This is a genomic window from Hymenobacter segetis, from assembly GCF_038448715.1.
Lineage (GTDB): Bacteria > Bacteroidota > Bacteroidia > Cytophagales > Hymenobacteraceae > Hymenobacter > Hymenobacter segetis.
The window spans coordinates 1-24,887 of the sequence record NZ_JBCEVZ010000066.1 but is presented as its reverse complement, the minus strand read 5'-3'; the positions used below and the strand labels follow the sequence as shown (position 1 = coordinate 24,887).

Here is a 24,887-nt window from a genome sequence, read left to right as displayed (position 1 = left end):
GGTTTGGCAACGGCATCGTTCTGGCGTTTTCCGTGATGTTGATACCGGTGTTAGCGAAGGTCAGCGATAATGCAGAAGCCCCGATAGTTACTTTTTTTAAATATCGGTTTGTTTTCTTGCTGGCGGGTGCGGTAATGATTGCGCTGCCCTTCTTTCCTACCTACGTGACGCAGGGCGGCCCGCCGGCGGGCCGTGTCATTGATGTGATTTACGCGGTTTTTATCCTGGTCTGGATTTTCCTGCTCTACGCAGCCGTGGCCTGGTGGCGACGCACGGCTCCGGCCGCCCCTGCGCAACCGGCTTACCTATCATTGGCAATGGGCATTTTCTTGGTATTTGCGCTGCTAACCGATGCTAACTATAAACTGGCCTACCGCAGTAAGGGCAAGAATGCAAACAATATATCGCTGGCCTACCGCGATTGGTTGGGTGGCGCGGCCAAACAGTTTGACCAGCAACAGCGACAGCGTTACCAGCTGATGCTGGCCCCCGGCCATGCGGGCGTGGAGCTGGACTCATTATCGGCAAAGCCCCAAACAATCTTTCTGGCCGATTTGGAGAAAGATTCGACCCATTGGACGAACCGGGCGTATGCCAATTTTTTCGGCAAATCATTCGTGCGGGTTCACCAACCCCGGTAGTAGCGCAGTAGAAGGATGCTTATCGTGTACTTAGCGAGATATAAATAAGTGGAAGGAAATAATACGCAAGCCGGAGAGGTTTACTTTTCCATCGTGAGCCCGGTGTACCGGGCCGATACGCTGGTCGCGCAGCTGGTGAGCCGCATAAAGGCCGCAGTCGAGCCTTTGGGCCGGTCATTTGAGATTATTCTGGTGGACGACCGCAGCCCTGATAATTCGTGGGAAGCCATTTTGGAGCAAACCAAGGATGAGCGGGTGCGCGGATTTCGCTTATCGCGCAATTTTGGGCAGCACCGGGCCATCACGGCCGGCCTGGAGCAGGCCCGGGGCGAGTGGATTATCGTGATGGACTGCGACCTGCAGGACCAGCCGGAAGAAATTCCCGGCTTATACCAAGAGGCCCTGAAAGGGTACGACCTGGTTTTTGCGCGCCGCGTCGAGCGCCAGGATTCCTGGCTGAAGCGGCTGGGCTCGCGCACGTTCTACCAGGTGCTGTCCTATCTCACCGAAACCAAGCAAGACCCCGCCATCGCCAACTTCGGAATCTATCACCGCAAGGTGATAGACGCGGTGCTTTCGATGCGGGAAAGCATCCGCTATTTTCCTACCATGGTGCGGTGGGTGGGGTTCCGGAGCGGGGGCTTGGCCGTCGAACATGCCGAGCGCTCGGAAGGCACCAGCAGCTACAACCTGCGCCGCCTCATCAACCTGGCCCTCGACATTATTCTGGCCTATTCGGATAAGCCGTTGCGCCTGACGGTGAAACTGGGCCTGGCTATTTCGGCCGCCGCGTTTGGCTTTGTGCTCATCACCCTGGCCCGCTACCTGCTGGGCCACAGTTGGGAGCCGGGCTACATCAGCCTTATTGTATCCATCTGGTTCTTTGCGGGCTTGCTGCTGTCGGTGCTGGGGGTAGTGGGGCTGTACATCGGCAAAACCTTTGAGCAGGCGAAAAACCGGCCTATTTTTCTCATCGATACAACGAGCATATCGTGAGTGCGGTCGTACAGTTTCTCGATTGGGATAGCCGCTTTTTCGGCTTCGGGGTAGCCCGCATTCTGTGCGACACGCCTACCGCCGATGAAGTACGGACGGCTTTGGACCAGTGCCGCACCGCCGGCGCGCGGCTGGTCTATTGGCACGCGCCCTACCATGACCTGGCCGCCCACCAGCTCGCGGAGCAGCATAAGGCGTGGCTGGCCGACCGCAAGGTCACCTTTGCCATGGCCCTCGGCCCCGTCGAAGCCGCCCCGGTTGATGCCGCCATCGTGCCTACCACTACCCTCACGCCGCAGCTGGAGTCGCTGGCCTGGCAGAGCGGGGAGTATTCGCGCTTTGCCCTGGACAAGCGCCTGCCCGCCGATGCCTTCCGGCAATTGTATAGCCAATGGCTGCGCAACTCGCTGAATGGAGCCATCGCGCGGGTCGTACTCACGCTGCCCGACCACACGGGCAAGGAGCTGGGCCTGCTGACGCTGGGCGAGAAAAATGGCCGGGCCGACATTGGCCTGCTGGCAGTAGACGCGCAGGCCCGCGGGCAGCGGGTAGGCAAGCGGCTGGTAGCCGAAGCCCGGCGCTGGGCCATTGGCGCGGGCTACACCGAACTGCAGGTCGTGACGCAGCGGGATAATGCGCCCGCGTGCGGCTTCTACGAAAGCTGCGGCTTTGCCATCAGCTACGAAGAGCACATCTATCACCTCTGGCTGGAGTAGCCGCGAGCGTTGTGCTGGTATGACTGGCCGGTGTACCTTTGCGGCTCTCATTCGACCTGTTCATGCTCCCTACAATTCCTTTCAATAAGCCTTACTTGTCTGGGCCGGAAACTCGCTACATAGAGGACGCAGTTCGCTCCGGTAAAATCTCGGGCGACGGCGTTTTCACCAAGCGGTGCCATCAGTTTTTCGAGCAGCAGCTGGGCTTTGCCAAAGTGCTGCTCACCACCAGCTGCACCGATGCGCTGGAAATGGCCGCCATCCTGCTCAATCTGCAGCCCGGGGATGAGGTTATCGTACCCTCGTTCACCTTTGTAAGCACCCCCAATGCGTTTGTGTTGCGAGGCGCGAAGATTGTTTTTGCCGACAGCACCGCCGAAAATCCGAATATCGATGTAGCGTCGCTGGAGGGCTTGATTACGGACCGTACGCGGGCCATTGTGCCGGTGCACTACGCTGGCATTGCCTGCGACATGGATGCCATTCAGGCCGTGGCCGACCGGCACGGGCTGGCCGTGGTAGAGGATGCGGCCCAGGCCATCGACAGCTACTACAAAGGCAAAACGCTGGGCACTCTCAGTGACCTGGCCGCTTTTTCATTCCACGAAACCAAGAACATTATCTCTGGTGAGGGTGGCATGCTGGCCATCAACAACCCGCTCTACGCGCAACGGGCCGAGATTATCCGGGAAAAAGGCACCAACCGCTCGTCTTTTTTCCGGGGCGAGGTAGATAAATACGGTTGGGTAGACATTGGGTCCAGCTTCCTGCCTTCCGATATCATTGCCGCGTTTCTGTGGGCGCAGCTGGAACACCTGGAGGACATTCAGACCCAGCGCAAAGCCATTTGGAGCCGATACTATGAGGCATTTGCTTCGCTGGTGCCGCTGGGAGTGGGCCTGCCAGTGATACCGGCCTACGCGACCAATAACGGGCATATGTTCTATCTGGTAACCCGCAGCTTAGCCGAGCGCGGGGCTTTGATTGACTACCTGAAGCAGCAACAAATCCTGCCCGTATTTCACTACCTGTCGTTGCACAAGAGCCTTTTTTACGCGGCTCAACACGACGGCCGTGAGCTGACCTGGTCTGACCACTACACCGATTGCCTGGTTCGCCTGCCCCTGTACTACGAGCTTACGCCCGACTTGCAGCAGCGCGTAATCGATGGCGTGCTGGCATTCTACGCTCAGCAATAAGTTAACTAATAAGCGGTAGCGTGTCTCTTCATTAAGTGAGCCGGGAGGCAAACGAAGTAGCCGAAGGGCCGGCTTGCTGCTTTAATCATCGCAATGATGGTTAAAGCAGCAAGCCGGCCCTTCGCAATATAAAACCGACAATTTGGGACGTGGGACGTGGGTTTTGGCAAAGCGCCGACAGCACTTGCTTGCCGGAGCAAAAAGCGCCGGCCGGCGCTGGTCAGCCCGCCGGAAACGGAATCATTTAGGCGAGTAGGGCGTTTAAGAATAGCCACCGGAATTTCTATTCCGTATAAGGTATCGAAGCAGCTGCCGCACTTGCAGCAGCTGGTTCTTTTTCATCACCAGCCACTTCGATTATGCACCAGCATCAGCCCAGCATCGTTCAACGCAAACGCAAAAGCCTGCGTCGTCAGCGCTTAGCGCGTCGCGTTCTGCCGTTCCTGGCCTCGTTGTTTCTGGCCACGCCATTGGCGGGCAATATCCAGGAGTCGATGGCCGGCTCGCGCAATGAGCTGCGGATGCCCAAAATGGACTTCTCGCCCAAAGCGCAGTTCGATCAGGAATTGCACGCCACCTACAACGCCCTGGGGGCGGAGCAGGAAGGCCTGCGGTTTGAAACCTTTGCCAAAGCCATGACCGGCTACCTCAACCTGCGCCAGGATGGCAAGCTGGCCGAGGATAAGCAAGTCCTGACGGTTATCGACTTTGACCTTCCTTCGACTGAAAAGCGCCTCTGGGTGCTTGATTTGGGCAAGAAGGAAATCCTCTTCCACACGCTCGTGGCCCACGGCCACAACTCGGGCGAGAACGAGGCCACCAACTTCTCCAACACCGACCAGAGCAATATGAGCAGCCTCGGCTTCTACGCCACGGGCAGCGAATATGAGGGCAAGCACGGCCATTCCCTGCACCTGCAAGGGCTAGATGAAGGCTACAACACCAACGCCGCCGCCCGCTCGGTGGTAATGCACGGCGCTGACTACGTGAGCGAGGATTTCATCAAGCAAAATGGCCGCCTGGGCCGCAGCCTGGGCTGCCCGGCCCTGCCGATGGACCAGTATGCGCAGATTATTGATGCCGTGAATGGCGGTACCTGCCTGTTCCTAAACAAGTCGGATGCTGGCTACACCTCGCAGTACTTGAACCAGGACGTGGCCATTGCCGCACTGGTGCCCCAAGCTGCAATCAATGGTGTTTCTTAAGCGCTAATAGATTTTGTAAAAGAGGCCCTTTGCTGCTGCGAAGGGCCTCTTTTGCGTTAAAACAGCTGAATTCAGGCTACAACTGTACGCCAAACTTCGCACCCACGCCTTCCAAATCCTGCACCACGGCATCGAGCAGCGGAATACCTTCCAGCAGCCGGTGGGCGGCCATTTCGCGCTCCGGGTCGCCGGGAATCAGGACTTTTTTGCCCTCCACCGCCTGCGCGTTGCGGAAGGTCGAAATCCAGTTGTCCATGTGGGTTTTGAACTCATCGGCGGGCCGAAACGCGTCCACCCGCATGGCCCCGAAAAAGTGGCCCAAGCCCTGGCCCACGGGGTTGGCCGAGGGTTGAAGGAAAGCCACGAAGGGCGGCACCCACGGCCCATAGTTGGCCCCGGAAAGCACGGCCGAGAAAATATCCACCACCGCGCCCAGGCCATAGCCTTTATGCGAGCCGGTGGCTCCCCCGAGGGGCAGCAGCGCGCCGCCGTTTTTCACGGCGTTGGCATCGGTTGAGCTTTGGCCGTCGGCGGTTTGGGCCCAGCCTTCGGGCAGGGGCAGGCCTTTGCGTTGCGCGATTTCGAGCTTGCCGTTGGCGGCGGTGGTGGTGGCCATGTCGAGCACGAAATCGGGCTGCTCGCCGGCGGGTACGGCCACGGCAATGGGGTTGGTACCCAGTAGCCTATCCAGCGAATATGTGGGCGCAACCAGCGGCGAAGCATTGGTCATGGCAATGCCAATCATGTCGTGCGCCAGGGGCAGCATGGCGTGGTAGCCGGCAATGCCGAAGTGATTGGAATTCTTCACCGAAACCCAGCCCGAACCCACTTGCTGGGCCTTTTCAATAGCAATCCGCATGGCTTTGGGCCCCACCACGAGGCCCAGGCCGCTGTCGCCGTCCACCACGGCGGTGCTGGGCGTTTCGTAGGTGATGCCCACACGGGGGGTGGCATTGATGCGGCCGGCCTCCCACAGCCGTACGTAGCCAACAAGGCGGGCCACGCCGTGCGAATCCACGCCGCGCAGGTCGGCCGAGAGCAGGGTTTCGGTGGCCAGGGTGGCGTCATCGGCCGGGCAGCCGATGGCGAGGAAAACGCTTTCGGTGAAGGTGAAAAGCTGACTGTAGGAGAAAGTGGGCATCGGGAATATATTAGTCGGGGAATATGAAAACCGGAACGTCATGCCGAGCGGAGTCGAAGCATCTCTACCGCAATAGTAAATGGATTACTTACGCGGTAGAGATGCTTTGACTCCGCTCAGCATGACGTTCTGTTTTGGTTGGGAAACTGCCTATACTGCCAGCATCTCCGCCAACAGCCCTTCTTTCAGCGCGTAGGCCGAGGTGCGGATGCGCGTGATTTCCGCAATGCCCAGCACGAAATCGATGAGCACTGCCGCTACCACCAGCATATCGGCCCGCATGGGAAGGATGCCGGGCAGGGCCTTGCGCTGCTCGTGGTTGCCGCTGAGCAGGTGGCGGTAGCTGGTCTGGAAGGATTCCAGCGCCAGCTCGGTGCAGGGCGGCAGCTGGCTTTCGGCGCGCAGTTCGCCGATTTGCATATCGGCCAGGCTGTCGAAGCTGCCCGACGCACCCACGAGGCTGGCAGGGCGGTAGCGGCGCACAGCTTCGATGAGCGGCTCCAGCACCGTGCTGAGGTAGCGCTGTTCGGCTTCCACGGCTTCGGCGGGAAATACGCCGCTGGGGTCGGGGAAAAACTTGTCGAGCAGGCGCTGGGCTCCGATTTCGAAGCTCTGCTTCCAGAAAATGGTGTGCTCGTTGGCAATGATGAACTCAACCGAGCCGCCGCCGATGTCCATAATCAGCTGCGCATCCTCGCCCAAATCCACGGCTTGGCGCACGCCCTGGCAGATGAGCTCCGCCTCGCGCTCGCCGGGAATAACGTTGACCTGAATGCCGGTTTGCTCGAAGATGTCGCGCACCAGCTCGGGGCCGTTTTTCGTCACGCGCATGGCGCTGGTGGCCGTGGCGCGCACTTCGGTTACTTCGTGCAGCTCCATTTCTTCCTTGAAGCCGGCCAGCGTGTGCAGGGCGCGGGCATACGGCTCGGGCGCGATGATGCCCTGACTGATGCCGCCCTCGCCGAGGCGCACGCCGGCTTTGGTGCGCAGCAGCACCAGCGGTTTTTCGCCGGGCATTTTTGAGATTTCCACGATGAGCAGGTGGAAGGTGTTGGTGCCCAAATCAATGAGCGCGAGGCGGCGATGGGCGTGCGGCGTGTGCATAGAGGAAGTAGCGCGGACTTTCAGTCCGCGAGTTTAGCGAAGCGAGTGGGCAATACGGATGACTAGCCGGCGCGGACTAAAAGTCCCTGCCGAGTACGACCACGCTACGTGGCAAACCGGCAGAACGTGCCCAGCGGCAGCTTGCGCTGGCCGGCATCGTGCAGATAAATCTCACCCAACTCGCGCACAGCCTTTTCGCCAGGGAAAATGGCCGTGGTCAGGTTATCCAGAATCAGGGCCGAAAAGCCCAGCGAGTACAGGTTCACCACGAAGAAATGGTCCTCGGGGTCGAGGAGTTGCTGGCTGAGCTTGAGCATCTCATTCAGCTCGTCTTCGAGCTGCCATTTCTCGCCGTTGGGGCCGCGGCCGTAGGCGGGCGGGTCGAGGATGAGGCCCTGGTATTTGCTGCCGCGCTTCACTTCGCGGCGCACGTATTTCATGGCGTCTTCCACCAGCCAGCGTACGCCGTCGAGCTGGCTGGCTTCCATATTATCGCGGGCCCAGAAATTGACCTGTTTTACCGAATCGAGGTGCGTGACATCGGCCCCGGCGGCGCGGGCGGCCAGCGTGGCCGCGCCCGTGTAGGCGAAGAGGTTGAGCACGCGCGGGAGCTTGGCGCGGCGCTTGCGGGTCTGGTTGTAGATAAATTGCCAGTTGGGGTCCTGCTCCGGAAACAGCCCGACGTGCTTGAACGACGACAAACCCAGCCGAAACTTCAGCTTCAACCCATCGGGCCGCTCGTAGGCAATCACCCACTGCTCGGGCATGCTGGGCTTGAGGCGCCACTGGCCTTTTTCGGTGGAGCCGGGGGCGCGGGCGAAGGCGGCATCGGCCTTTTCCCATTCCTTGAGAGGCAGGTGTGGGTCCCAGATGGCCTGCGGCTCGGGGCGGGCCAGGATGTATTTGCCAAAACGCTCCAGCTTCTGGAAGTTGCCGGAATCAATCAGCTCGTAATCGGGCCAGGGGGAGGTGGTGAGGAAGTCGTACATAAGCAGGCGGCAAAGGTAGGGGCGGGGCGGGGTAGGGTCGTGCCGTTTGGGGCAGGTAACAGCCTGTAGAGACGCGCCCCTTCGCGTCTCGGCGTTGAACGAGGGGCGAACGACAGCCCGCCGAGCCTTTCAGAAACGAAGCACGTAACACCGGCTACCCTCGCCGTTCATCTTTTTGCCTATCGTAATTCTTCGCCCGCCATGTCTGAAATCACCCGTCTGCTCGACCAGTTCCGCCTCGCCTTTGATGGCGAGCCGTGGTCCGGCCCCTCACTGCTGGATACGCTCAAAGGCCTGACTGCCGCGCAAGCCGCCCAGCGGCCCATCGCTAATGCCCACAGCATTTGGGAAATTACGCGCCACGCCAGCGTGTGGGCCGAGGTGGCCCGCCGCCGTTTAGTCGAAGGCAAATTGGTACAAGTCAGCAATGCCGAAGATTGGCCGCCGCAGCCCGAAAACCCCACCGAAGCCGACTGGCAAGCTGTGTTAGCCAGCCTGCGCGAGACGCACGAACAATTGCTGGACGCTACGGCAGTTATCACTGATGAAACCCTGGACCGGCCCATCAATACCATCATCGATGCGCGGGTGGGCTATGGCTCCTCCATTTACGTGACCCTGCATGGCGTGGCGCAGCACTACCTATACCACGCCGGGCAAATTGCGCTGTTGCGCAAAGCAGTAGCCTGACCTCATGGCCAAATTCCCGTCCGCAGCTTGGCTTCGTGAGGTGGCAGGCCCCGTTCATCGAAGCCGGCGGGCCAACCTGCCAGCAGAACACTAGCTTTGCCGGATGCTGCCGGCCCACCGCAAGAAATTAACTGCCGTATTCTTTGTCCTGCTGCTGGCCGGGCTGGTCCTGGTGCTGTGGTGGCGGCGCGTGCCGGTGCCCGGCGTGGGCCTCATCCTGCCGCACGACACCTATACGCCGCGCCGCGAGGCCTTCTGGCCAAGCCGGGGCCGCATTCTTGACCGTAACGACTCGGTGCTGGCCTACACCGGGCCGCGCTACCTGCTCGTGCTGCCGTCCTGGGGCCACCTCGATTCGACCCGCCTCAATCGCCTGCTGGGCTGGCCCGACAGCGCCTTCGAGTATCGCAGCCGCGACCTGCGCCGCCGCGAATTGCCCTTGCAGCTGGATTTAACGGCGTCCGAATACGACATTCTGCGCCGCCACCAGAGCGAGTGGCCCAAGCTCAAGTTGCGCGAATACACGGCCCGCAACTACGCCACGCACGTGGCCGCGCCCGTGCTGGGCTACGCATATGCCAATGCCCAGCCCTTTCTGTACCAGGCGCAGCGGCTGGCCCGGGGCCGCTTCTACCGCCTGCGCAACGGCGGCCTCGAAACTTATTACAACGGCTTGTTGAAAGGCAGTTTCGGCGCCTACCACCCCTTAGTGGATGTGCTGAACCAGCCCCACGGCACCTGGGCCACCGATACCATCTACCACCCCGGCCAGGACCTGCACCTCAGCCTCGATACCGAATTGCAGGCTTACGCCGAACGCATCATGCGCGAGCGCAAGGGCTACATCGTGGCCCTGGACCCCGCCACCGGCGAAATACTCTGCTACGTTTCGGCCCCCACCTACGACCCCGCCACTATCACCGCCCTCGGCCGGGGCCGCGAGCGCAGCGCCCTGCTGCTCAGTGAAGACATGCCGCTGCTAAACCGCGCCGCGCTGCAAGCCAGCCCGCCGGGCTCGGTGTTCAAGCTGGTGAACGCGGCCGTGGCCCTGCAGCTGGGTGGCATCACGGCCACCACCGGCTTCCGCTGCGACCAGTCGCTCATCCACTGCGTGCACGAGCACCCCGATGCCCGCAACCTCACCCAGGCCCTCAAATACAGCTGCAATCCCTACTTCTACCAGGTGATGCGCAACGTGGTGAATAACGTGCCCGACTCGCTGGTGCAGCCTGTGGACACCTGCGCCGTGCGCCATCAAAACCTGGCCGCCTGGACGCGGCACGTCAAATCCTTCGGCCTCGACACATTGCTGGGCGTCGATTTGCCGCAGGAGCGCCCCGGCTTCATCCCCACGCCGGGCTACTACGACAAGCGGCGCGGCCGCTGCGGCTGGACCTACGGCAGCATCTATTCGCTCAGCATCGGCCAGGGCGAAATCAACCTGACCGGCCTGCAAATGGCCAACGTCCAGGCTATCATCGCCAACCGCGGCTACTACTACATCCCGCATTTTGTGCGTAGCGTGGGCACCAGCGGCCCGCTGCCGCGCTTCCGCGAGCAGCACCGTACGCTGGTCGATAGTGTCCATTTTGCCGAGCTCATCCCCGGCATGGTGGCCGCATTGCGTCGCGGCGGTACCGCCGAGCTGGCCAACCTCGACGACGTGGGCATTTCGGTGGCCGGCAAAACCGGCACCGTCCAAAACGATGAGGGCGACGACCACGCCACCTTCGCCGGCTTCGCCCCAGCCGAAAAGCCAAAAATCGTGGTGGCCGTCTACATCGAAAACGCGGGCTTCGGCGGACTCTCCGCCGCCCCCTGCGCCGCCCTGATTATGGAAAAGTACCTGCGCGGCAAAATCGCCAAAAAGCGCAAGCGCTGGGAAAACTGGTTGCGCTGCGGCGATTTGGCCGAGCAAGGGCACTGAGGAACGAAATGCCGGGGCGGCGGTTTCTTTGCAGATTAAAACAGAACGTCATGCAATTCCACAAATACCAGGGCACCGGCAACGACTTCGTCATGATTGACGACCGCGCCCGCGCCTTCGACGAAACCGACCACGCCCTGATTGCCCAGCTCTGCCACCGCCGCTTCGGCATCGGGGCCGATGGCCTGATTCTGCTGCGCAATAAGCCCGATTTCGACTTCGAAATGGTGTATTTCAACGCCGACGGCCGCCCCAGCTCCATGTGCGGCAACGGCGGCCGCTGCACCGTAGCTTTCGCCAAACACCTGGGCCTGATTGGCGAAACCACTCATTTCCTGGCCGTGGATGGCCCCCACGATGCCCGCGTAGAAGCTGACGGTACCGTGCGCCTCAAAATGATTGACGTGAATGCCCCGATAGAAGCCGAAATAGGGGAGGACGACGTGTTCCTGCACACCGGCTCGCCCCACCACATCCACTTCCTCGACCCCGCCGAATCGCCCACGCTGGCCGAGTTCGACGTGTACGGCACCGGCCACGACATCCGCTACGACCAGGCCTACGACCCCGCCGGCACCAACGTCAACTTCGTGGAAATCCCCGCCGACCCCGCCCACGCCTGGCCCGTGCGCACCTACGAGCGCGGCGTCGAAAACGAAACCCTGAGCTGCGGCACCGGCGTCACGGCCGTGGCGCTGGCCGCCTCGCAGCGCGGCGCGGTATCGCCCGTGCGCCTGCAAACCATGGGCGGCGAACTGGAAGTGAGCTTCGAACACCGCGCCGATGGCGGTTTCGCCAACGTGTGGCTGAGCGGCCCGGCAGTGCGGGTATTTGGCGGCGAGGTATAATCGCAACTTTTGAATACACAAAAAGGCCTTCTGCAATAACAGAAGGCCTTTTTTGTGTTTGGTTGACGCTTGGCTTACTTCGCCAGCATCTTCAGAACCTCTTGTGCAGCTGGCTCTGACGAGGCCGGGTTCTGGCCTGTAATCAGGTTGCCGGCCGTTACCACGTAAGGCTGCCAGTCGGCTCCTTTCGAGTAGTTGCCGCCGTTCTGCTTCAGCATGTCTTCTACCAGAAACGGCACCACGTTGGTCAGCTGCACGGCTTCTTCCTCGGTGTTGGTGAAGCCAGCTACCGACTTGCCCTTTACCAGCGGCTCGCCGTTGGCCGCCTTCACGTGGCGGAGCACACCGGGGGCGTGGCACACCAGCGCCAGCGGCTTGCCAGCGGCGAAAGTGCTTTCGATGAGCGAGATAGATTTTTTGTCTTCGGCCAAATCCCACAGTGGGCCGTGGCCGCCGGGATAAAATACTGCGTCAAAATCCTCGGCCTTAATGGTATCGAGCGTCACCGTATTAGCCAGGGCTTTTTGGGCGGCCGGGTCTTTCTTGAAACGCTCGGTGGCTTCGGTTTGGGCACCGGGCTCGTCGCTCTTAGGGTCCAGGGGCGGCTGGCCGCCTTTGGGCGAGGCGAGCGTGATATCAGCCCCGGCATCCACGAAAGCGTAGTAGGGCGCGGCGAATTCTTCGAGCCAGAAGCCGGTTTTGTGGCCGGTGTTGCCGAGCTCGTCGTGCGAGGTCAGAATCATGGCGATTTTCATAGCGTTGGGGGTTAAAAATTGGATGGCAATACTTGCCGAAAACGACAAGACCCCGGCGTAGACCGAGGCCTTGTCAGAACAATTAATAAGCGAAATCGGCTGCGCTTAAGCGTTGGTCGTGGTGGTGAGGCTCACCTCGATGTTGCCTTTGGTGGCACGCGAGTAGGGGCAGATGCCGTGAGCGGCTTCCACCAGTTCCTCGGCCTGCTTCTGCTCGATGCCGGGCAGGTTGACGTGCAAATCGGCCGAGATGCCGTAGCCGCCATCCTCCGCCTTGCCGAAGCCGATGAGGGCCTCCACGGTCACGTTGTCCAGCCGTACTTTGGCCTGGCGGGCGGCCACGCCCAATGCGCCTTCAAAGCAAGCGGCGTAGCCGGCGGCGAAGAGCTGCTCGGGATTGGTAGAGCCGGCTTTGCCGGGGCCGCCCATTTCCTTGGGCGTGCTCAGCACCAGGTCGAGCACTTGGTTGTTGGAGGTGATTTGACCGTCGCGGCCGCCTTTGGCAAGGGCCTGGGCAGTGAAGATTTTTTCGATTTTCATCCGGATGTTGGTAAGAAAAAGTGGGTAAGCAATAGGTGTCGGCCACTAGGCCAACTGGGTAAGTAAATGCGTGAGGTGGGTGCGCAGGGCAGTTATTTCGGCCTCTGACATCTGCATTTTGTCGAGCATCTGCAACGGGATTTGCTGGGCTTGAGCCTCCAGCGCCCGGCCGGCCGGCAGCAGCGCGATGATGACCGAACGCTCGTCGCGCGGGTCGCGGCGGCGGCTCAGCCACTGCTTCTGCTCCATGCGCTTGAGCAGCGGCGTAAGCGTGCCCGAATCGAGTAGCAGTTTTTCGCCCAGCTCCTTCACCGTCAGCTGCTCATGCTCCCACAGCAGCAGGAACACGAGGTACTGCGGGTAGGTGAGGTCGAGGGCCTGCAACAGCGGCTGGTAGGCCTTGGTGATGAGCCGCGACACGGCATAAACCGGAAAGCAAATCTGGCTTTCCAGCTTAAGCAGCGAGTTCTTGACGGGAGGAGGAGGAGTGGTTGCCATGTGGTTTCGTAAAGGTAAACGGATAACGGTTGTATAATGTTTAATTGTGCACAATTTATTTTTGTCGCTTGGCTTTTTAGTCTGCTCCCCCGCGCTAAGGCCCCAGACAGAGGTTTACCTTTACCCCATGCACCTGCGCGCCCTCGAACCCGACGACCTCGAATTCCTCTACGCCCTCGAAAACGACCCTGACATCTGGGGCGTGTCCGATACCCTGGCACCGGTGTCACGCCACGCCCTGCGCGAATACCTGGAGCACGCCAGCGTCGACTTCCACGCCGTACGCCAGTTGCGGCTGGTCATTGCTACTGAAATTGGCAGCCCGGCCGTGGGCGTCGTCGACCTTTTCGACTACGACCCGCTGCACCAGCGGGCCGGCGTGGGCATCACCATCCTGGCCCGCGAGCGGCAGCACGGCTATGCCCGGCAGGCGCTGGAGCTCCTGAAAAACCATGCCCGCACCATCCTGCGTCTGCACCAGATTTACGCCACCGTAGGGGCCGACAACCTGCCCAGCATGAGGCTTTTTGCCGCTGCTGGGTTTCGGCAGGTGGGCACGCGGCAGGCTTGGCTGCGCACCGCCACCGGCTGGCAGGATGCCGTGGAATGGCAATTTTTGCTGGGTGTCTAAAAGATTAACAAAGCTGTATATCTACTTGATAAAGTGAAGGATTGGTGAAGGTTTAGTAAAATAAGCTGGGCTATATCCTTTGGCCGGCGGGCTCCGTATAGGGTAGCAAGCGTCCCGGCCGGGTAGGTTGATAGTCCCTCCGGCGCGGCGCGAAACCCCTTTTTCCTGCCAAGCTTCATGCCCCCTTCTTCGACGGTGGAAGTGCCATTGCGTGCCTCCACCACCGCTGCCCGGCCCAGCGACCCAGCCGCCGAAAACACTACCCCTTATACCTTGCCCGACCTCGTGTGCTTCGCCCACCTGCACTGGGATTTTGTGTGGCAGCGGCCCCAGCACCTCATGTCTCGCTTCGCCCAGAAGGGCCGGGTGTTCTACGTCGAAGATGCTTTTTACCACAACGACGACCGCATCGAGCCGCACGTTGAAATCAAGGAGCGCGACAATGGCGTGAAAGTGGTGGTGGTGCACCTGCCCAACCGCCTGCGCGCCGACGCTGAAGCCGCCGACCAAGCCGAATTCGAGGTGCTAACCCACTATTTCGCCGAGCAGGGCGTCACGAAATACATCTTCTGGTACTACACGCCGATGGCGTTGGGCAAGTCGCGCCAGTTCCACCCCGAGCTGACCGTGTACGACTGCATGGACGAGCTGGCAGCCTTCAAATTTGCCCCGCCCGAGCTCAAAAAGCGCGAGCAGGAGCTGTTTGCCAAAGCCGACCTTGTGTTTACCGGCGGCCACACACTCTACGAATCCAAGCGCGAACAGCACCCCGACGCGCACCCTTTTCCCAGCAGCATCGACAAAGCCCACTTCGGCCAGGCTCGCGGCCCGATGACTGAGCCCGCCGACCAGGCCAGCATCGCGCACCCGCGCATCGGCTTCTTCGGCGTGGTAGACGAGCGGCTCGATATTGAGCTGTTGCGTGAGCTGTCGAAAAACCACCCGGAATGGCAGTTTGTCATCATCGGCCCGGTGGTGAAGATTGACCCTGCCACCTTGCCCCGCACCGCCAACGTGCATTACCTCGGCGGCAAGGATTATAAGGAACTGCCAGCTTACTTAAAGGGTTGGGATGTAGCAACGCTTCTGTTTGCTGATAACGAGAGCACCAAGTTCATCTCGCCCACCAAAACGCCGGAATACCTGGCCGCCGGCAACCCCGTGGTGAGCACGCCCATCCGCGACGTGGTGCGGCCCTACGGCGACCTGAACCTGGTGCAGATTGCCGACAACGCCGCCGATTTCGGCCAGGCCATTGCCAAGGCCCTCACCCAGCGCGACGATGCCGACTGGCGCCAGCGCACCGATGATTACCTGGCCACCATCTCGTGGGACCAGACCTGGCAGCAGATGGTGGACCTGATGCAGGACCGCCTCTGGGCCAAAAAGCCCGATGCCTCCACCACCACCGTGGCTGGTGCGCCCCTCATGCCCACCAAGGTTTCGGAAGTCACCTTTCCGCCCGTTGTGCCCAATCGATAGACTTAATCGTCTGACTTACTGTTTTTACACCATCATTTCCTGCCCAATAGATTTTCCTCTTACCACTTTCCATAACCTGCACTATGTTTGATTACCTCATCGTTGGGGCCGGTTTTGCCGGCAGCGTATTAGCTGAGCGCCTCGCTACCCGCAGCAATAAAAAAGTCCTTATCGTAGACAAGCGCAGCCACATTGCCGGCAACGCCTACGACCATTACAACGAGGACGGTATTCTGGTGCACAAGTACGGCCCGCACATCTTTCACACCAACTCGAAAGACGTGTTCGACTACCTCGGCAACTTCACCGACTGGCGCCCTTACGAGCACCGCGTACTGGCCTCGGTAGACGGCCAGCACGTGCCGATGCCCATCAACCTCGATACCATCAATAAGCTTTACGGCCTGAGCCTGACCAGCTTCGAAGTCGAAGAGTTCTTCGCTTCCGTGGCCGAGCCGGTCGATGTTATCAGGACCTCGGAAGATGTGGTGGTGAGCAAAGTAGGCCGCGAGCTCTACAACAAATTCTTCAAGAACTACACCAACAAGCAGTGGGGCCTCGACCCCTCGCAGCTTGATAAGTCCGTCACCAGCCGCGTGCCCACCCGCACCAACCGCGACGACCGGTACTTCACCGACACCTACCAGGCCATGCCCCTGCACGGCTACACCCGGATGTTTGAGAACATGCTCAATCACCCGAATATCAAGGTGATGCTGAATACGGACTATCACGAAATCATGGACTTCATTCCCTTCAAGGAAATGATTTTCACGGGTCCGGTGGATGAGTATTTCGACTTCAAATTCGGCAAGCTGCCCTACCGCTCGCTGGAGTTCAAGCACGAAACGCTGAATAAGGAGAAGCATCTCGCGGCCCCCGTGGTGAACTACCCCAACGAGCATCTTTACACGCGCATCACGGAATTTAAAGCCCTCACCGGCCAGGACCACCCCAAAACGGCCATCGTGTACGAATACCCGCAGGCCGAGGGCGACCCGTACTACCCCATCCCGATGCCCGAAAACGCTGAGCTGTACAATAAGTATAAGAAGCTGGCCGATGAGACGCCGGGCGTGCATTTCGTGGGCCGCCTCGCTACCTATAAGTACTACAACATGGACCAGGTAGTGGCCCAGGCCCTGACGCTTTACAAGAAGCTGACGGAGAAGGAAAATGCCAGCAAGCCGGTGTTGCCTGCCATTTCGGGCAGCACCTCGTTGGTGGAAAAACTGATAAGCCGCTCGCCGAAACAGGAGTAGCCGTAGCGTGGACTCTGCGAGTCCGCGTCTCGCCGCCATGCGGCGAATACGGAACCACAAAACGGCTGCACGATTACCCTGACGATTGTTCGCCGCGTGGCGGCGAGACGCGGACTCGCAGAGTCCACGCTACAGAAAAAAGCCCCGCCAATTTGGCGGGGCTTTTCGTTTTGGGACGGTTTTAGCGGAAGGCTGCGTAAATTTGAGGTGCGCCACGGCGCTTATTCGCTAAAAGACTACCTAATGTTAGATTTTCTCGGCAAAACCATCGCCAAGCTTTTTGGCTCCAAAGCAGAAAAGGACCTCAAGGATGTTGTGCCTTATGTGGCCCTCATTAATGCCGAATATGCCAAACTGGCTGGCTTGACCGATGACCAACTGCGCGAGCAGACCGATGCCGTGCGCGCCCGCATTGCCGAGCGCCTCGCCGGCCTCGATGGGCAGATTGGCGGTTTGCACCAGCAAATCGACACACAGCTGCAACTGGACGTGGCCCAGAAGGAGGTTTTATTCGAGCAAATTGACGCATTAGAGAAGCAGCGCAACAAGGACCTTGAAGCCGTGCTGATGGAGGTGCTGCCCACCGCCTTTGCTATTGTGAAGGAAACAGCCCGCCGCTACAAGGAAAACGGCCAGCTAGTGGTGACGGCCAACGCCCGCGACCGCGAATATGCCGCCACCCACGCCAACGTGACTTTTGAGGGCGACAAAGCCATCTGGAGCAACAAGTGGCTGGCTGCCGGGGCCGAAATCGTCTGGGACATGGTGCACTACGATGTGCAGCTGATTGGCGGCATTGTGCTGCACCAGGGCAAAATCGCCGAAATGGCCACCGGTGAAGGCAAAACGCTGGTTTCAACTTTGCCGTCGTTCCTCAATGCGCTGTCGAAGCGTGGGGTGCACTTGGTAACGGTCAACGATTACCTCGCTAAGCGTGACTCGGAATGGAACGCGCCGCTGTTCGAGTTCCACGGCATCACCGTGGATTGCATCGACAAGCACCAGCCGAACACGCCGGAGCGCCGCGCCGCTTATCAGGCCGACATCACCTACGGTACCAACAACGAATTCGGCTTCGACTACCTGCGCGACAACATGGCGCGCGACCCCGAGGAGTTGGTGCAGCGCAAGCACCACTTCGCCATGGTCGACGAAGTGGACTCCGTGCTGATTGACGATGCGCGGACGCCGCTCATCATCTCCGGCCCGGTGCCGCGCGGCGACGTGCACGAGTTCTATCAGCTCAAGCCGCGCATCCAGCGCCTGGTGGACGAGCAGAAGAAAGTGGTGCAAGCCTATCTGGTAGAAGCCCGCAAGCAAATCGCCGCTGGCAAAACCGGCGTGGAAGCCGGCGACAAAAATGGCGAGGGCGGTCTGATGCTGTTCCGCGCCCACCGTGGTTTGCCTAAGAGCAAGCCGCTCATCAAATTCCTGTCGGAGCCCGGCATCCGGGCGGTGCTGCAGGCTACGGAAAACCACTATCTGGCCGATAACTCGCGCCAAATGCCGAAGGCCGACGAGCCGCTGTTCTTCACGATTGACGAGAAGAACAACCAGATTGAGCTGACCGAAAAAGGCTTGGATTTGATTACGGCGCAGGGCGAAGACCCGCAGCTGTTCATCATGCCCGACATCGGAATGGCCATTGCCGACATCGAGAAAAATACCGCGCTTTCGGCCGAAGAAAAGCTGCATCAGAAAGACAAGCTGATGAGCGACTACAACGAGAAATCGGAGCGGGTGCACACCGTGAACCAGCTGCTGAAGGCCTACACGCTGTTTGAGAAGGATGACCAGTACATCCTGACCGACGACGGCAAGGTGAAAATCGTGGACGAGCAAACCGGCCGCGTGATGGAAGGCCGCCGCTATTCCGACGGCCTGCACCAGGCCATCGAGGCCAAGGAAAATGTGCGCGTGGAAGACGCGACGCAGACCTACGCCACGGTGACGCTGCAGAACTACTTCCGCATGTACCACAAGCTGTGCGGCATGACCGGCACGGCCGAAACCGAAGCCGGCGAGTTCTGGGAAATCTACAAGCTCGACGTGGTGGTGATTCCCACCAACCGGGTGATTTCGCGCAAAGACTCCGATGACCAGGTGTACAAAACGGTGCGCGAGAAATACAACGCCGTGGCCTTGGAAATCCAGAAGCTGGTGGAAGCCGGCCGCCCCGTGCTGGTGGGTACCACTTCGGTGGAGATTTCCGAGCTGATGTCACGCATGCTGAAATTGCGTGGCATCCAGCACCAGGTATTGAACGCCAAGCAGAACCAGCGCGAGGCCGAGATTGTGGCCGCCGCTGGCTACCCCGGCACCGTGACCATCGCCACCAACATGGCTGGCCGTGGTACAGATATTAAGCTGCGCGAAACCAGCCGCGAGTCGGGTGGTCTGGCTATCATCGGCACGGAGCGCCACGAAAGTCGCCGGGTAGACCGCCAGTTGCGGGGCCGCGCCGGCCGCCAGGGCGACCCGGGTACTTCGCAATTCTTCGTTTCTCTTGAGGACAACCTGATGCGCTTGTTCGGCTCCGACCGGATTGCGAAGCTAATGGACCGCATGGGCATGGAAGAGGGCGAAGTGATTCAACACTCGATGATTACCAATTCCATCGAGCGGGCCCAGAAGAAGGTGGAAGAAAACAACTTCGGCACGCGCAAGCGCCTGCTGGAGTACGATGACGTTATGAATGCCCAGCGCGAAGTGGTGTACAAGCGCCGCCGCAACGCCCTGCACGGCGACCGCATGGAAGTCGATATCCTCAACATGATTTATGACGTGAGCGAGGACATCGCTGCCGGCCACAAAATCACGGGCGATTTCGAGGATTTCAAGCTGAACGTCATCAAGGTGTTCGGCTACGATACCTACCTCACGGCGCAGGACCTAACTAGCTTGCAGGTGCCGGCCTTGACGCAGAAGCTATACGACGAGGCCCTGGGCTACTTCCAGAGCAAGAACGAGCACATTGCCTCGAACTCGCTGCCGCTGGTGAACGACCTGCTGAGCAACGGCTCACCCTACGAGAACATCGCCGTGCCCTTCACCGATGGCAAGAAGCAGGTGCAGGCCATTGCCAACCTGCGCCGCGCCCAGGCCACCGGCGGCCACGACATTCTGCGCCAGATGGAAAAAGTGGTGGTGCTGTCCGTTATCGACACGGCCTGGACCCAGCACCTGCGCCAGATGGACGACCTGAAACAGGTAGTGCAAAACGCGGTGTACGAGCAGAAGGACCCGCTGCTGGTGTATAAATTTGAGAGCTTTGAGTTATTTAAGCGCATGATTGGTAAGGTGAACGAGGAAACCACAACCTTCCTCTTCCACGCCGACGTGCCGGTGAACACCAGCATGGTGGGCACCAACGAGGAGCAGGACTACTACCTCGAAGACGAGGAGCCCGCGCCCCAGCTCACCGTGGAGCATACCAGCAACCTCGACTCGCTCGGGGCCGGCCCCGAGGATATGGGCCCCGACTACCAGACCCCCCAGGTAGCCGAAAAGCAGGTGCCCGTGCGCAGCCAGAAAGTGGCCAACCGCAACGACAAAGTGAACGTGCAGTACATGGACGGCCGCGTGGTGCGCGACGTGAAGTACAAGTCCGTGGAGCAGGACGTGGAAAGCGGCCGCGCTGTGCTGGTAGACTAATTGGTTAGCCTCTTGAGTAGAAACGGGAACGCCCCGGCCAGTTGGTCGGGGCGTTTTTGTCTTTAAGGCGGCCCGGTAGCCAGTCGGCTATATTTGCCGGTCTGTCCGGCTGGGCAGTTTTCTTTCCCTGCGGTAGTTGCATGAAACACTTCTTCTCTTTTTCTATCTGGTGCCGGTGGGTGGCGTTGGGAATGTTGGTGCTGCTGGGGGCGACGGCCCGGGCGCAAGCGCCCGACTGGCAGCAGGCGCTGGCCATCACCACTGCCACTGGCAGCACCTCGGAAGTAACCGCTACGGCCGTCGATGCCAGCGGGAATGTGTATGTGGCGGGCAGTTTCCAGGGCACGGTGGGGTTTGGGAGCGTCACGCTGACCAGTGCCGTTAACTATGCGGGCTTTGTGGCGAAGTGGGACCCGACGGCCGGCACCTGGGTATGGGCGCAACCGTTGGCCACCACCCAGTCCGCGTACGTCACTACCTTGGCGGTGCAGGGCACCAGCCTGTACGTGGGCGGGCTTTTTATTGATGCTATCACCTTGGGCAATATTACGCTGGCCGGGGCCGGCAGCTACCGCGGCTTTGTGGCCAAGCTCAGCGATTCCGGGCCTACGGCCCGCTTTGTGTGGGCGCAGGCCATTGGCGGCACAGCCTACGACTACGTGCTGGGCCTGGCGGTGCAGGGCAGCAGCGTGTACGTGGTGGGCGCTTTGAGCAGCCCCACGGTCAGCTTCGGCCCGGCCACGGTGACCAACTCCGGCTACTCCACGGGCTTTGTGGCCAAGCTGCTGGATGCCGGGGCCTCGGCCAGCTACGCTTGGGTGCAGGCCGTGGGCAGCCCCGGCCAGAGCCGCCTGGGCGCGGTGGCGGTGCTGGGGGCCAATGTGTACGTGGCCGGCTCGTTTGCCGGGCCGGCCACCTGTGGCAGCACCACCCTGGCCAGCAGCAGCACCAACGATACCGACGTGCTGGTGGCCCGGCTCACCGATGCCGGCACTTCGGCCAGCTTTGCCTGGGCGCGGCAGGCCGGGGGCACCGGCCCCGACCGTGCCACTGCGCTGGCCGTGGCCGGCAGCAGCGTGTACGTGGCCGGCGACGTGGCCAGTGCCACCAATGTATTCGGCAGCACCAGCCTGGCCAGCCTGGGGCGGAGCGATGCCTTCGTGGCCAAGCTCACCGACAGCGGCCCCACCGGCAGCTTTGCGTGGGCGCAGTTGGCCGGCGGCGCGGGCTACGAGGCCGTGACGGCCCTGGCCGTGCAGGCCCCCAGCGTGTATCTGAGCGGCTACGCCACCAGTGCGCAGGCGCGGTTTGGCACCACCACGCTGGCGGGCCTGGGCGACTACGATGCCTTCGCGGCCCGGCTGCTGGATGCGGGCAGCAGCGGCAGCTTCGTGTGGGCCCGGCAGGCCGGCAGCAGCGGGAGCGACGAGGCCACCACGCTGGTGCTGCGCGGCACGCAGGTAGTGGTGGGCGGCTACGCCGCCGGCCGCCCCCGGTTCGGCCCCCTGGTCCTCGGCACTGCCGGCACGGCTACGTTCGGCTTTCTGGCTACCATCACCGATGCCGCCGCGCTGGCGGTGGCTCCCCGGCTGCTGCCCGCTGGTGCTGTCAGCCTCTTCCCCAACCCCGCCCACGGCACGGCCACCGTGCAGCTGCACGCCGGCACCGGCCCGGCCGTTTTCACCATCATTGATGCCCAAGGCCGCACCCTGCGTACCCAAACGACGGCCCCCGACTCCAATGCCGCGCTTGACCTCACCGGCTTCGCGCCCGGCCTCTACGCCGTGCGGGTGGCGGCCGGCGGCCGCACCGCCACCCACCGGCTGGTGGTGGAGTAGCAAGCCCTGCCGGGCGGCCTTATCTGCGCCCACGCCCCGACCAGCCAGTTGGGGCGTGGGCGTTTTTGCGGGGGCAGGATTAAACCAGCCGCTGCCGCGATGGTCAACGGGAATACGCACAACCAAGAATTCTTCGCTTTCATGAAACACACCTTTACCCTGATGCGCACCTTGCTGCTAACCGCGCTGCTGCTTGGAAAATGTGGCCTGGAGGCCGCCCACGCCCAGGCTCCCGCCTGGCAAACGGCCACCGCCGTGGCCACGGCCAGCAACGGAGCCTATACCGTGACGGCCAGCGCCCCCGATGCCACCGGCACCAACCTCTACGTGGCGGGCTCCTTCGCGGGCACTGTGGCCATGGGCGGGGCGCTGCTCACCAGTGCCGGGGCCACCGATGTCTTTGTGGGCAAGTGGAACGTGGCCAACCAGCGCTTCGCCTGGGTGCAGCGGGCCGGCGGCCCCAACAACGACCAGGCCCTGGCCATCACGGTGCGCGGCGTGAGCGTGTTCGTGGCCGGCACGTTTGGCGTGGCGGCCACCTTCGGCAGCATCAACCTGGCATCGGCCGGGGCCACCGACGGCTTTGTGGTGAAGCTGAGCGACGCGGGCACCAGCGCCACCTTCGTGTGGGCCGAGCCGGTGGGCGGCCTCAACGAGGACCGGGCCACGGCGCTGGCCGTGAGCGGGGCCAACGTGTACCTCACCGGCACCTTCCGCAGCCAGACGGCCACGCTGGGCCGCCTCACCATCACCAACCCCACGGCCGGGCCCACCACGGCCGGCCTGGCCCACGTCTTTATCACCAAGCTCACCGATGCGGGCACCACGGCCACCTTTGTGTGGGCGCGGGCCTTCGGGGGCAATGCCGCCGACGATGCCGCCGCTGCCCTGGCCGCGAATGGCACCAGCGTGTACCTGACCGGCGACTACACCGGCAACCTGAACCTGGGCGGCGGCACCGCCCTCAGCAGCGCCGGGGGACGCGATGTGTACGTCCTCAAGTTCACGGATGGCGGCAACAACCCCGCCCTGGCCTGGGCCAAAAGCGCCGGCAGCCCCGGCCCCGACCTGGCCGCCGCCCTGGCCGTGAGCGGCACCAATGTGTACGTGGCCGGGGCCTTCAGCGGCTTCGCCATCTTCGACCTGAATGCCGTGGTGAGCGCTGGCTCGGCCAACGTTTTTGTGGCCAAGCTGGCGGATGCCGGCACCAGCAGCACCTTCACCTGGGCGCAGCAGGGCGGTGGCGTTGCCATCGATGCAGCCACGGCGCTGGCCGTGAGCGGCCCGGACGTGTACGTGGCCGGGTCCTTCACCAGCCCGGGCGCCACCTTTGGTACCACCTCCCTAATCAATAGCGCCACGGCCGCCGCCCGCACCGCCGATGTCTTTGTGACCCGGCTGAACGACACCGGCCCAGCCAGCACGTTTGTGTGGACCCAGAAAGCCGGCGGTACCGGCACCGACGCGGCTAACACCGTGGCCCTGTTGGGCAGCACCCTGTACGTGGGGGGCACCGCCACGCCGCCGGCCACGTTTGGCAGCCAGTCCATCACCTCGGTAAACCCGGCGAGCGTGGGCTTTCTGGCCTCGCTGGCCGCCGTCCCCCTGGCCACGGCCGACGCGGTGGCACTGGCTGGCCTCAGCCTCAGCCCCAACCCGGCCCACGGCACGGCCACCGTGCAGCTGCCGGCCGTGCCCGGCGCGGCCACGGCCACGCTCACCGTGCTCGATGCCCTAGGCCGGGCGGTGCGCACCCGCAGCACGCCCACCAATGCCCAAGCCGTGCTCGACCTGGCCGGCCTTGCGCCCGGCCTCTATGCCGTGTGCGTGGCCGCTGGCGGCAGCACCGCCACCCGCCGCCTAGTGGTCGAGTAGCAGCAACCGGTTGCGGCCGATGCAAAAGCCCCGGCCAAAAGCCAGGGGAGGGGGATTTCTGCCAGCTGGATGATAATGCGGCTATCTTTGAAGCCTGCCCCTCTCTTGGCCAAGTATCTACCCCCGAGCCTGCTGCAATGAACAGCCTTCCCATCTTTTTGCGCTGGCTCCGGTTGGGCGTTTTGTTGCTGCTGCTGACAAGTATCAACACCCTGGCCCAGACGGGGCCCGCCTGGCAGCGCGCGCTGGTGGTGGGGCAGGCACCCAACAACGATGTGGCGGTGGCATCGTCGGTAGTTGACGCGAGCGGTAACGTGGTGATGGTTGGGTATTTCAGCGGCGTGGCCAGCTTCGGAACCACGCTGCTCACCAGCGCGGGAGGTGTCGATGTATTTGTGGTTAAATGGAGCCCCGCTACCAATGGCTTCGTATGGGTGCAGCAGGCCGGCGGCGTTGCCGACGACTACCCCACCGTGCTGGCAATGCAGGGCCCCGACCTCTACATCGCGGGCAACTTTGCGAGTCCCGTTATTGGCTTCGGCAATGTGAGCCTGGCGAGTGCCGGTAGTACCGACGGCTTTGTGGCCAAGCTCACCGATGCAGGCAGTACAAGCCGCTTCATCTGGGCCCAGGGCGTTGGGGGGAGTCAGGTGGACGATGTTACCGCCCTGGCGGTGACCGGAGGAAGCGTGTATGCCGCCGGCTTTTTCGAGGGTGTGGTAGCGATGGGCGGCACCGTGCTCACGAGTGGCCAGAACTATAGCCAGGCATTTGTGGCGAAGCTCACCGATGCCGGCCTCACCGGTGCTTTTGCCTGGGCCCGCCAGCTGGGCGGCATCAGCTTCAACGATGCCAGGGGCCTGGCCGTGGAAGGCACGAATGTGTACGTGGCGGGC

21 protein-coding genes are annotated in these 24,887 nt (G+C 61.7%); 15 read left to right on the top strand and 6 right to left on the bottom strand.

Going from position 1 to position 24,887, the window contains the following annotated elements:
* The 5 genes from AAFH49_RS18965 to AAFH49_RS18945 all read left to right on the top strand — a co-directional run.
* The coding region (locus tag AAFH49_RS18965) for a hypothetical protein (protein WP_342300651.1) at window positions 1-641 on the top strand (641 nt) is incomplete at its 5' end.
* A gap of 48 nt (window positions 642-689) precedes the next feature.
* The gene (locus tag AAFH49_RS18960) at window positions 690-1,637 is read left to right on the top strand and encodes a glycosyltransferase family 2 protein (protein ID WP_342300649.1); all 948 of its coding nucleotides are present in this window, start codon (window positions 690-692) and stop codon (window positions 1,635-1,637) included.
* Window positions 1,634-2,353 carry a GNAT family N-acetyltransferase gene (locus AAFH49_RS18955; protein ID WP_342300648.1) on the top strand — a complete coding sequence of 240 codons (720 nt, stop codon included), beginning with the start codon at window positions 1,634-1,636 and terminating at the stop codon, window positions 2,351-2,353. Before AAFH49_RS18960 ends, AAFH49_RS18955 begins: the two co-directional genes overlap by 4 nt.
* Before the next feature lie 62 nt (window positions 2,354-2,415).
* Window positions 2,416-3,552, top strand: a complete 1,137-nt coding sequence (gene rffA, locus AAFH49_RS18950) for a dTDP-4-amino-4,6-dideoxygalactose transaminase (protein WP_342300646.1) — start codon at window positions 2,416-2,418, stop codon at window positions 3,550-3,552.
* Window positions 3,553-3,911: 359 nt separating this feature from the next.
* Window positions 3,912-4,757, top strand: coding sequence for a murein L,D-transpeptidase catalytic domain family protein (locus tag AAFH49_RS18945; RefSeq protein ID WP_342300644.1), 846 nt, complete (start codon window positions 3,912-3,914; stop codon window positions 4,755-4,757).
* A gap of 76 nt (window positions 4,758-4,833) precedes the next feature.
* On the opposite strand, the gene AAFH49_RS18940 is transcribed toward AAFH49_RS18945, so the two are convergent.
* The 3 genes from AAFH49_RS18940 to AAFH49_RS18930 form a co-directional block, all read right to left on the bottom strand.
* Window positions 4,834-5,898 carry an Ldh family oxidoreductase gene (locus tag AAFH49_RS18940; RefSeq protein ID WP_342300643.1) on the bottom strand — a complete coding sequence of 355 codons (1,065 nt, stop codon included), beginning with the start codon at window positions 5,896-5,898 and terminating at the stop codon, window positions 4,834-4,836.
* Between the two features lie 150 nt (window positions 5,899-6,048).
* Entirely contained in the window at window positions 6,049-7,002 is a 954-nt protein-coding gene (locus AAFH49_RS18935; RefSeq protein ID WP_342300642.1) for a Ppx/GppA phosphatase family protein, read from the bottom strand.
* Between the two features lie 104 nt (window positions 7,003-7,106).
* Entirely contained in the window at window positions 7,107-7,991 is an 885-nt protein-coding gene (locus tag AAFH49_RS18930) for a class I SAM-dependent methyltransferase (RefSeq protein WP_342300640.1), read from the bottom strand.
* A gap of 201 nt (window positions 7,992-8,192) precedes the next feature.
* Between AAFH49_RS18930 and AAFH49_RS18925 the strand changes: the two genes are divergently transcribed.
* The 3 genes from AAFH49_RS18925 to dapF all read left to right on the top strand — a co-directional run bounded on the left by AAFH49_RS18925 (window position 8,193) and on the right by dapF (window position 11,456).
* Complete coding sequence (locus AAFH49_RS18925; protein ID WP_342300639.1) at window positions 8,193-8,681, top strand: DinB family protein; 489 nt, start codon at window positions 8,193-8,195, stop codon at window positions 8,679-8,681.
* Window positions 8,682-8,784: 103 nt separating this feature from the next.
* Window positions 8,785-10,608: a peptidoglycan D,D-transpeptidase FtsI family protein gene (locus AAFH49_RS18920; protein ID WP_342300638.1), complete on the top strand. Its 1,824-nt coding sequence runs from the start codon at window positions 8,785-8,787 to the stop codon at window positions 10,606-10,608.
* A gap of 50 nt (window positions 10,609-10,658) precedes the next feature.
* Window positions 10,659-11,456, top strand: coding sequence for a diaminopimelate epimerase (dapF, locus tag AAFH49_RS18915; protein WP_342300636.1), 798 nt, complete (start codon window positions 10,659-10,661; stop codon window positions 11,454-11,456).
* Window positions 11,457-11,530: 74 nt separating this feature from the next.
* On the opposite strand, the gene AAFH49_RS18910 is transcribed toward dapF, so the two are convergent.
* The 3 genes from AAFH49_RS18910 to AAFH49_RS18900 form a co-directional block, all read right to left on the bottom strand.
* Window positions 11,531-12,211, bottom strand: coding sequence for a type 1 glutamine amidotransferase domain-containing protein (locus AAFH49_RS18910; RefSeq protein WP_342300634.1), 681 nt, complete (start codon window positions 12,209-12,211; stop codon window positions 11,531-11,533).
* A gap of 105 nt (window positions 12,212-12,316) precedes the next feature.
* Window positions 12,317-12,751, bottom strand: coding sequence for an organic hydroperoxide resistance protein (locus AAFH49_RS18905; RefSeq protein ID WP_342300633.1), 435 nt, complete (start codon window positions 12,749-12,751; stop codon window positions 12,317-12,319).
* Between the two features lie 45 nt (window positions 12,752-12,796).
* A complete protein-coding gene (locus AAFH49_RS18900) occupies window positions 12,797-13,249 on the bottom strand; it encodes a MarR family winged helix-turn-helix transcriptional regulator (protein ID WP_342300632.1) in 453 nt (150 codons plus the stop codon).
* A gap of 127 nt (window positions 13,250-13,376) precedes the next feature.
* Between AAFH49_RS18900 and AAFH49_RS18895 the strand changes: the two genes are divergently transcribed.
* The 7 genes from AAFH49_RS18895 to AAFH49_RS18865 form a co-directional block, all read left to right on the top strand.
* On the top strand, window positions 13,377-13,880 hold the full coding sequence (locus AAFH49_RS18895) for a GNAT family N-acetyltransferase (protein ID WP_342300630.1): 504 nt from the start codon (window positions 13,377-13,379) through the stop codon (window positions 13,878-13,880).
* 177 nt (window positions 13,881-14,057) lie between these two features.
* Window positions 14,058-15,362, top strand: a complete 1,305-nt coding sequence (locus AAFH49_RS18890; RefSeq protein ID WP_342300628.1) for a glycosyltransferase family 1 protein — start codon at window positions 14,058-14,060, stop codon at window positions 15,360-15,362.
* An 83-nt stretch (window positions 15,363-15,445) separates the two neighbouring features.
* The gene (gene glf / locus AAFH49_RS18885) at window positions 15,446-16,624 is read left to right on the top strand and encodes a UDP-galactopyranose mutase (RefSeq protein ID WP_342300627.1); all 1,179 of its coding nucleotides are present in this window, start codon (window positions 15,446-15,448) and stop codon (window positions 16,622-16,624) included.
* Between the two features lie 243 nt (window positions 16,625-16,867).
* The gene (gene secA, locus AAFH49_RS18880) at window positions 16,868-20,278 is read left to right on the top strand and encodes a preprotein translocase subunit SecA (protein ID WP_342300626.1); all 3,411 of its coding nucleotides are present in this window, start codon (window positions 16,868-16,870) and stop codon (window positions 20,276-20,278) included.
* Window positions 20,279-20,418: 140 nt separating this feature from the next.
* Window positions 20,419-22,116 (top strand): T9SS type A sorting domain-containing protein, encoded by a 1,698-nt coding sequence (locus AAFH49_RS18875; protein ID WP_342300625.1) that lies wholly within the window; start codon window positions 20,419-20,421, stop codon window positions 22,114-22,116.
* 141 nt (window positions 22,117-22,257) lie between these two features.
* Window positions 22,258-23,991: a T9SS type A sorting domain-containing protein gene (locus AAFH49_RS18870; protein ID WP_342300624.1), complete on the top strand. Its 1,734-nt coding sequence runs from the start codon at window positions 22,258-22,260 to the stop codon at window positions 23,989-23,991.
* A gap of 137 nt (window positions 23,992-24,128) precedes the next feature.
* A partial coding sequence (locus AAFH49_RS18865) for a hypothetical protein (protein WP_425293346.1) occupies window positions 24,129-24,887 on the top strand: 759 nt, incomplete at its 3' end.